We start from the raw sequence: 7,825 nt of genomic DNA, 5'->3' as shown, positions 1-7,825 counted from the left end.
GAAGTTCGTCCCGGGTCTGCGCGGCCCAGGCACACCCATCGCGGCGTTGGCGCCGCTCGGAAGACGCCCGGTATGCCGTCGCGACGCCGCCTTGCGCTGCGCGCACCTGGACCCACGCATACCCCCCCACGAACTTCCAGAGACGACCACTAGTGGTCATCTCCGGAAGTTCGTCCCGGGTCAGGCTGCGTGGTGGAGTGTGCGGTCGTTGTTGAGGCGGGCGAGGTGGCGGTTGAGGTCTTGGCGGCTGTAGCGCCAGGCGAAGGGGTTCGCGGTCTGGTTGTAGTGGTCTTGGAAGGCGAGGATGCGCTCGGCGAGGTGGTCGAGGTCGGCGAAGTCGCCGGTGGTGATGGTCTTGCGTTGCAGGATGGAGAAGTAGATCTCGATCTGGTTGAGCCAGGACGCGTGGACTGGTGTGTGGATCAAGGTCGCGTTGGGCCATGCCTCCCGTATCCGGTCGATCGAGGCCTGCCCGGCGTGCGAGGAGCCGTTGTCGACGATCCAGTACACGCGCGTGGCCGACTTGTAGGGCTCCTGGTTCATGACGTGGTCGACCAGGTCTGTGAAGGGTTCGATGCCGGTCTTGGGAGCGATCTGGCCGAACACCTTGGCGTGGTGGACGTCGTAGGCAGCCATGTAGGCCAGGGTCCCGCCGCGGGTGTACTCGAACTCGATGCGGCGCGTGCGGCCAGGACCCGGCGGCTGGCCGTGGTGGCGTCGGCGCAGGGCCTGGAGTTGGGACTTCTCGTCGGCACTGATCACGTATTCGTCCGCGCCGAGCAGACGGCCTTCCCAGGTCCGGGCGTACAGGTCGAGGACTCGGGCTGCCTTGGCCGCGAAGTCGGGGTCCCGAGGGAAGATCCACGACCGATGCTGCCACGGCTTGATCGCGTCGGTATCGAGCCAGCGGCGCACTGTCGATGCGGAGATCTCTTGTGCGATCCCGCGGGCGATGACCTGCTCGGTCAGCTCGTTGATCGACCACCGTGACAGCGGCAGGACCTTTCCGGTGACCGGGTCGGCGGTTTCGGCAGGAAGTTCACAGGCGAGCGCCTTCGTTTCGGCTACCTGGGCGGCGGTGAACCTCGACGGGCGCCCTGAGCGTGGCATATCGGTGATGCCGCTCATTCCGGCGGCGGCGAACCGCCGGCGCCACTTCCGCACGGTCTTGAGGTCCATTCCGACCAGCACCGCGATCGCGGCGTTGGTGGCCTCAGCGGCAGCAGCGAGCACGATCCGGGCTCGCTGCCGGTCGCGGTAGGACGTCTTCGCAGCACGAACCCGCGCTTGGAGAGCGGCCTCATCGTCGATGCTCAGGGTGATCGGGTCAGGGGATACAGGGCGCACGCTCATTTCTGGCGTACCGGACGCCTGCGGACCAGCCGCCACGCCGGAGAGCACCCGCCACAACCCGCCACAACCCGCCACAACCCGGCAGCGGATCGGGAAGGATGACAGACGTGGCGGCTATCCCGGATTCGACCAAAGCCTCGCTCGCACAGCGGCTGAGCGCCCATGCACGAGAGCATTGGCCCCGGATCGAGAAAATCATCACTCGCTACCGCGCCGGGTTCGCCTACGTTGATGCGATCGTGGACGGCGAGCAGATCAGGCTGTGTCGACTGCGCTATGCCGGCTACGCCAACCAGTGGGGCTTCGCGATCTACCGTGCCAGCCACGACGACTACGACAACGCGTTCCTCCCCACCGGCTACATGAGCGGCACCGCCGAAGAAGCCCTCGACACCGCCGCCTGGCTATACCTCGACCCGGGACGAACTTCCAGAGACGACCACTAGGCGGTCTGGAGGTGGTACACGGCGTACCCTCATTTCATGCTCAGGGTCGCACCAGCCGCCTCGCTGAAGGAACGCGTCGTCGAGCGGACCGCGAAACCCGCGGTCCGGTGGGGCGTCAGCCACGGCCTGCCACGGCTCGTCATCAACCGGGCCGCCAGACAGGGTGACCTGCAGGGCAGGATGATCGCGACCGCGATGAGCGAGCCGTACGTCGACCAGCTGCAGCCCCTCTTCGACGAGCTGCGCGAGCACGGGCCGCTGGTGCGCGGCCGCCTCAGCTTCGTCACCGCCTCCCATGCCGCGGTCAAGGAGGTGCTCGGGAGCAACGACTTCGGCACCGGATTGCCGCTGCCGGCCGACGGTCCGGTCGCCCGGCTGGGCCGCTGGTCGGCCAGCGACGTCTTCAACCCGGTCTCGCCGCCGTCGCTGCTGGTCACCGACCCGCCCGACCACACCCGCTACCGCAAGCTGGTCACCCGGGTCTTCAGCGTCCGCGCCGTCGAGCGGATGCGGGAACGCACCCAGCAGGTCGCCGACGAGCTGCTCGACGCCCTCGACCCCGACCGCCCCGTGGACCTGGTGACCGCCTACTGCGGGCTGCTGCCGGTGACGGTCATCTCCGAGATCCTCGGGGTGCCGACCGGGATGCGGCAGCGCATCCTCGAGCTCGGCGCCGCCGCCGGGGCGAGCCTCGACCTCGGTGTCAGCTGGCGGCAGTTCCGCGCCGTCGAGGCGGCGCTGCGAGAGTTCGACGACTGGCTCACCGGCCACATCGAGATGCTGCGCCGCCACCCCGGCGACAACCTGCTCAGCCACCTCATCGAGGCCCAGGAGGACGGCGTCGGGCTCACCGAGCGGGAGCTCAAGGCGACCGCCGGGCTGGTGCTCGCCGCCGGCTTCGAGACCACCGTCAACCTGCTCGGCAACGGCATCGCGCTGCTGCGCCGGCACCCCGACCAGCTCGCCGCCCTCCTCGGGGACCCGTCCGGCTGGCCGAACGCCGTCGAGGAGATCCTCCGCTTCGACCCGCCGGTGCTGCTCACCGGCCGCATCGCGCTGCGCGACACCGAGGTGGCCGGCACCCGGGTGCCCGCCGGCATCCCCGTCACCACGGTGCTCGCCGGCGCCAACCGCGACCGCGACGTCTTCGCGGACCCGGACATCTTCGACATCACCCGGCCCAACGCCCGCGACCACATCTCGTTCTCCAGCGGCCGCCACCACTGCCTGGGCGCGCAGCTGGCCAGGATGGAGGGCGAGGTTGGCCTCCGGTCGCTCTTCGAGCGCTTCCCCGACCTCCGGCTCGAGGACGGCGCCGCCCGCCGCCAGACCCGGATCCTGCGCGGCTACGAGCATCTGCCCGCCAGCCTCCGCTGACCTCGTCGTCGTCCTTATGACGTTGCGGCCGCGGGCAGCTGTCGGTTGACTGGCGTCTCGTGGAGATCGTCCATCCGCCGAAGGCGTCCCCAAGCGACAAGGTCGCCGTACTGTCGCCGTCGTTCGCGGCGCCAGGCTTCGCCCCGGCGGTGCACGAGCAGGCGCTGCGCCGGCTCGCGGAGCTGACCGGGCTGGTGCCGGTCGAGTTCCCGACCACGCGACAGCTCGGCTCGACGCCGGAGCAGCGGGCACGAGATCTCAACGCCGCCTTCGCCGACCCGTCGATCAGGGCGGTCCTGGCCACCGTGGGCGGGGAGGACCAGATCACCGTGGTCCCGTATCTTGACCCGGCGTTGGTGCGGGCGGACCCGAAGCCGTTCCTCGGCTACAGCGACAACACCAACCTGCTCAACTGGCTGTGGAGCAACGGTGTCGCGGGGTTCTACGGCGGCTCCACCCAGGTCCACCTCGGCCCCGGACCGGTGGTCGACCCGTGCCACGCCGCCTCGCTGCGTGCCGCCCTGCTCACCGGCGAGCGGCTGGAGATCACCGAGCCCGGCGAGTCGGAGGACATCGGCCTGGACTGGCAGGACCCCCGCGCACTGAGCGAGCACGGCGAACGCGTTCCGACCGAGCCATGGGCCTGGGCCGGCCCGGCTCGAGAGGTCACCGGCCGCACCTGGGGCGGGTGTCTCGAGGTGCTGCAGTGGATTCTCACCGCCGGGCGGTTCAGCCAGCACCCCGACGTACTCCGTGGCGGGGTGCTGCTGGTCGAGACCTCGGAGGAGATCATCCCGGCCCGGGAGTTCGGCTGGATCCTGCGCTCGCTCGGCGAGCGCGGCATCCTGGCCGACGTGGAGGCGGTGCTGGTCGCCCGCCCGCCGACGATGACGTTCGAACTGAGGCCGAGCGAGGAGGAGCGGGCCAAGCACCGGGCTGAGCAGCGCGACGTCGCCATCTCGACGATCGCTCGCTACAACCCGGACGCAGTCGTGGTTGTCGGCATCCCGTTCGGTCACACCCGGCCGCAGTGGGTCCTCCCCTACGGCGGCCGGGTGACGGTCGACGCCGTGGCCCAGCGGGTCTTCGCCGACTACTCCTGACTGGGCCTAGCTGCGAGCGATCAGGCCGGTGACATTGCCGTCCTTGTCGGCGACGGTGGCGATGGTGGTGCCGCCCCCGACCTCGGTCGGCGCCGAGACCAGCGTCGCCCCGGCGGCGACCACCGCCTCGACGGCGGCGCCGAGGTCCTCGACCCCGAACTGGGCGACCGGCCCGGTGAGCCCCTGCGCGTGGCCCTGCGGATTGAGGGCGATCTCGACGCCGCCGACGTTGTAGCCCACGTAGTAGGGCGTGTCGGTGTGCGGCTCGACGCCGAGGAGGGCGCTGTGGATGGCCTTGGCGGCCTCGATGTCGGTGACGGGATGAATGATGGAGTGGAGAGTGTTCATGCCCTTCCGACGTACGACGCCCGGCGGATGTGACATATCGTCTGGTCATGGTGCGTCTCCCGCACGAGAACGTCGCGACGGTTCTGGTCGACCCCAGCGTGCTGGCCGACGTCGAGCTGGCGCTGATGGAGCTCGATCTGCGGCTCTGGCCGGTGCGCACCGCGCCGATCTGCGAGGACGGTCCGCGCCAGGAGTTCCAGCTGCGCCGCCGGATGCTGATGGCCAAGCGTGGCGCCTGGGACTGCGCGGCGGACTGGACGCCGGTCTGGATCAGCTTCGGCGCCAGCTGGTACCACGGCGACGACCCGCTGCCCTGGCGGGCGCACGCGACGCTGTGGGAGCTCCTGGAGGAGTACGCCGACCACGTCCGCTACCAGCGGCGCCTGGGCGGGGTCCGGCCGCTGATGACGCCGGCCGGCCTCGACTGAGACCGCGACAGCCGACTCTCACACCTGCGCGGCCACCGCCAGCACGGTCTGGATCGGGATGGCGTAACCGGTCACGTTCCAGCCGGTCGAGGCGGCGACGTTCATGCCGACCACCTCGCCCTCGGCATCGAGCAGCGCACCACCGGAGTCGCCCGAGACGATGTCGGCGTCGACCTGGATCAGGTCGCTGAGCTGACTGGCGTCACTGCCGCGCTCCTCGGAGACGGCGATCGAGACATCGAGCCCGGTGACGGTGCCGTCGGCGGCCGCCAGCACGCCCTCGCCCTCGGCATTGCCGACCGCGGTGACCGCATCGCCGGTGCTGAGCCCGTCGTCGTCGATGGTGACGGTGGCCAGGTCGCTGGCGTCCTCCAGCTGCAGCACCGCGACATCGTCGGTCGGGTCGTCCTCGACCACCTCGGCGGCGTACTGCTCCCCGGTGGCCGGGTCGGTGACGACGATCTGCTCGGCGCCCTCGATGACGTGGTGGTTGGTGACGACCAGCCCGTCGGACTCCAGCACCAGCCCGGTTCCGGCCGCCGCGCCGTCGGCCAGCAGCGTGTTGACGAGCACCACGCCGGTCGACTCCTGCTCGGAGGCGGCCGCGATCTCGGTCGTCACGCCGCCGTACGTCGGCACCGTGCTCGGGCCGCTGTAGGACTGGCCGCCGTAGGACTGGCCGGGCTGGCCCGGGCCGGCACCGGCGAAGCCGTTGGCCAGGCCACTGTAGGAGCCACCTGGCCGGCCACCGGGATAGCCGAAGTCGGCCGCGACGGCGGCCGGCGCGAGGACCGGGACGACGAGGAACGGCGCGGCGAGGGTGACGGCTGCGACACCGCGGCTGATGCGGTTCATGACGGGCTCCTTCCGTGGCAATTGACTCCACCGTCGGACCGCACGCTGTCACCGCTCTATGAGCCGACCGTGGGGTGGATCGGAACCTCTGCCGCCGCCCGGTGGCAGGATCGGCCGGGTGAGGGAGCTGGGAGCAACGCCGCAGGACTGGTTCCTGAGCGCCGAAGAGCGAGGCAATCCGGACACCGGGCTGGACGAGGGAGGCTCCTGGTCACGCGGCAACCGCGCCCGGCCGCTGGTCCACGGCGCCGCCTACTTCGCGGCGCTGAGCGAACGGCTGGAGGAGACCGGCGCCGGCGACCTGGTGCTCTTCACCGACTGGCAGGGCGACGCCGACGAGCTGCTCACCGGCGAGCCGGGCAGCGAACTGGTCGAGGTGATGGGGCGGGCGCTGGAGCGCGGGGCCGACGTACGTGCCCTGGTGTGGCGCTCGCACAGCCGGCTGCTCGGCTACTCCACGGAGTCCCACCACCGGCTCGGCGAGCTGCTGCAGGAGCGTGGCGCCGACATCTGCCTCGACATGAAGGTGCGACCCGGCGGCGCGCACCACCAGAAGTTCGTGGTGATCCGGCACCGCGCCGATCCTTCCCGCGACGTGGCCTTCGTCGGCGGCATCGACCTCTGCCACGGCCGGCGCGACGACGCCCGTCACCTCGGCGACCCGCAGGCCGAGCCGATCGCGGAGGAGTACGGCGACACGCCGCCGTGGCACGACGTCCAGTTGGAGCTCACCGGGCCCGTCGTACGTGCCGTCGAGACCGTCTTCCGGGAGCGCTGGGAGGACACCGGCCCACGCACCCGCAACCCGATCCGCGGACTCCAGGACCGAGTCCGGGGACTCGACGAGCCGCGCCGGCCGCTGCCGCCGCAGGCGCCGCCACCCCCGCCGGTCGCCGGGCACGACCACGCCGTACAACTGCTGCGCACCTACCCGGCGCTCGGCGTCGGCTGGTCCTACGACTTCGCCGGCGGCGGGGAGCGCTCGGTGGCCCGCGGCTACACCAAGGCGCTCGAGCGGGCTCGGTCGCTGATCTATCTCGAGGACCAGTTCCTGTGGGGGCAGGAGATGAGCAGCCTGCTGGTGGAGGCGCTGCGCGAGCACCCTGGTCTGCACCTGATCGCGGTGCTGCCGCGGGTGCCCGACCAGGACGGCTGGTTCGCCCGGGACCCGCAGACGCTCGGCCGGCTGCGGGCGATCCGCGGAGTGGTCGCCGCCGCCCCCGACCGGGTCGCGCTCTACGCGCCGGAGAACCACGCCGGGACACCGGTCTACGTCCACGCCAAGGTCTGCGTCGTGGACGACAGCTGGGCCACCGTCGGCTCCGACAACTTCTGCCGCCGCTCCTGGACCAACGACTCCGAGCTCTCGGCGGCGGTGGTGGACCTGGGCGGCGAGGGCCTCGGCTACGCCCGCCGGCTGCGGCTGACCCTGGCCGGGGAGCATCTGGACCGGATCGACCCCGACCCGGCGGCCGGGGAGCCGGACGACGACCGGCTGGCGGCCGCGATGTCGGACTGTGTCGACGCGGCGGGCGTGTTCGCCGCCTTCAGTGTGATGGCCGAGGCGCTGGAGGAGTGGCATCGCGGCGGCCGGGTCGGTCCCCGCCCGCCGGGCCGGCTGCGCCGGCTGCCGCTGCCGTCGCTCCCGCTGCCCCGGCAGGTGATCGCCGCGCCGTCGTACCGCTATCTCCACGACCCCGACGGCCGCCCCTGGCGACTCCGCCGCCACCGCACCTACTAGACAGGGCGCGAGTCGGCAGAAGTGCTGGTCTGAGGAGTGCCGAGTCGGCAGAAGTGCTGGTCTGAGGAGTGCCGAGTCGGCACAAGTGCAGGTCTGAGAGGCGCCGAGTCGGCACAAGTGCAGGTCGAGCGCCAGCACTTCTGCCGACTCGGGCTGTTTGGGACCTGCACTTCT

Annotated in this window: 8 protein-coding genes; 5 read left to right on the top strand and 3 right to left on the bottom strand. The window is 71.1% G+C overall.

Annotated elements, in window-relative coordinates:
- Positions 1-180: 180 nt before the first annotated feature.
- The gene (locus tag QM595_RS01880) at positions 181-1,347 is read right to left on the bottom strand and encodes an IS630 family transposase (RefSeq protein ID WP_415169823.1); all 1,167 of its coding nucleotides are present in this window, start codon (positions 1,345-1,347) and stop codon (positions 181-183) included.
- Positions 1,348-1,460: 113 nt separating this feature from the next.
- Between QM595_RS01880 and QM595_RS01875 the strand changes: the two genes are divergently transcribed.
- From QM595_RS01875 to QM595_RS01865, 3 genes are read left to right on the top strand one after another with little or no spacing between them, the layout of a single operon-like run.
- Positions 1,461-1,799: a hypothetical protein gene (locus QM595_RS01875; RefSeq protein ID WP_415169822.1), complete on the top strand. Its 339-nt coding sequence runs from the start codon at positions 1,461-1,463 to the stop codon at positions 1,797-1,799.
- 36 nt (positions 1,800-1,835) lie between these two features.
- Positions 1,836-3,176, top strand: coding sequence for a cytochrome P450 (locus tag QM595_RS01870; protein ID WP_415169821.1), 1,341 nt, complete (start codon positions 1,836-1,838; stop codon positions 3,174-3,176).
- 59 nt (positions 3,177-3,235) lie between these two features.
- Positions 3,236-4,279: a S66 family peptidase gene (locus tag QM595_RS01865; RefSeq protein WP_415169820.1), complete on the top strand. Its 1,044-nt coding sequence runs from the start codon at positions 3,236-3,238 to the stop codon at positions 4,277-4,279.
- A gap of 6 nt (positions 4,280-4,285) precedes the next feature.
- On the opposite strand, the gene QM595_RS01860 is transcribed toward QM595_RS01865, so the two are convergent.
- Positions 4,286-4,663 (bottom strand): VOC family protein, encoded by a 378-nt coding sequence (locus tag QM595_RS01860; protein ID WP_415169819.1) that lies wholly within the window; start codon positions 4,661-4,663, stop codon positions 4,286-4,288.
- 11 nt (positions 4,664-4,674) lie between these two features.
- On the opposite strand from QM595_RS01860, the gene QM595_RS01855 reads away from it, so the two are divergent.
- A complete protein-coding gene (locus QM595_RS01855) occupies positions 4,675-5,055 on the top strand; it encodes a hypothetical protein (protein ID WP_415169818.1) in 381 nt (126 codons plus the stop codon).
- Between the two features lie 18 nt (positions 5,056-5,073).
- Here the strand turns inward: QM595_RS01855 and QM595_RS01850 are convergent, their stop codons facing one another.
- Entirely contained in the window at positions 5,074-5,910 is an 837-nt protein-coding gene (locus QM595_RS01850) for a S1C family serine protease (protein ID WP_415169817.1), read from the bottom strand.
- Between the two features lie 118 nt (positions 5,911-6,028).
- Here QM595_RS01850 and QM595_RS01845 point away from each other — a divergent pair, with 118 nt between their 5' ends.
- Positions 6,029-7,651, top strand: coding sequence for a phospholipase D family protein (locus tag QM595_RS01845; RefSeq protein ID WP_415169816.1), 1,623 nt, complete (start codon positions 6,029-6,031; stop codon positions 7,649-7,651).
- Positions 7,652-7,825 lie beyond the last annotated feature (174 nt).

The sequence above is a fragment of the Nocardioides sp. genome (assembly GCF_047607185.1).
In the GTDB taxonomy this organism is placed as follows: domain Bacteria; phylum Actinomycetota; class Actinomycetes; order Propionibacteriales; family Nocardioidaceae; genus Nocardioides.
This window is presented reverse-complemented; position numbering and strand designations above follow the sequence as displayed.

Coding starts and splice junctions, on each gene's coding strand:
- QM595_RS01870 (WP_415169821.1), top strand. CDS start 1,836: ATGCTCAGGGTCGCACCAGCCGCCTCGCTGAAGGAACGCGTCGTCGAG.
- QM595_RS01850 (WP_415169817.1), bottom strand. CDS start 5,910: ATGAACCGCATCAGCCGCGGTGTCGCAGCCGTCACCCTCGCCGCGCCG.
- QM595_RS01860 (WP_415169819.1), bottom strand. CDS start 4,663: ATGTCACATCCGCCGGGCGTCGTACGTCGGAAGGGCATGAACACTCTC.
- QM595_RS01855 (WP_415169818.1), top strand. CDS start 4,675: ATGGTGCGTCTCCCGCACGAGAACGTCGCGACGGTTCTGGTCGACCCC.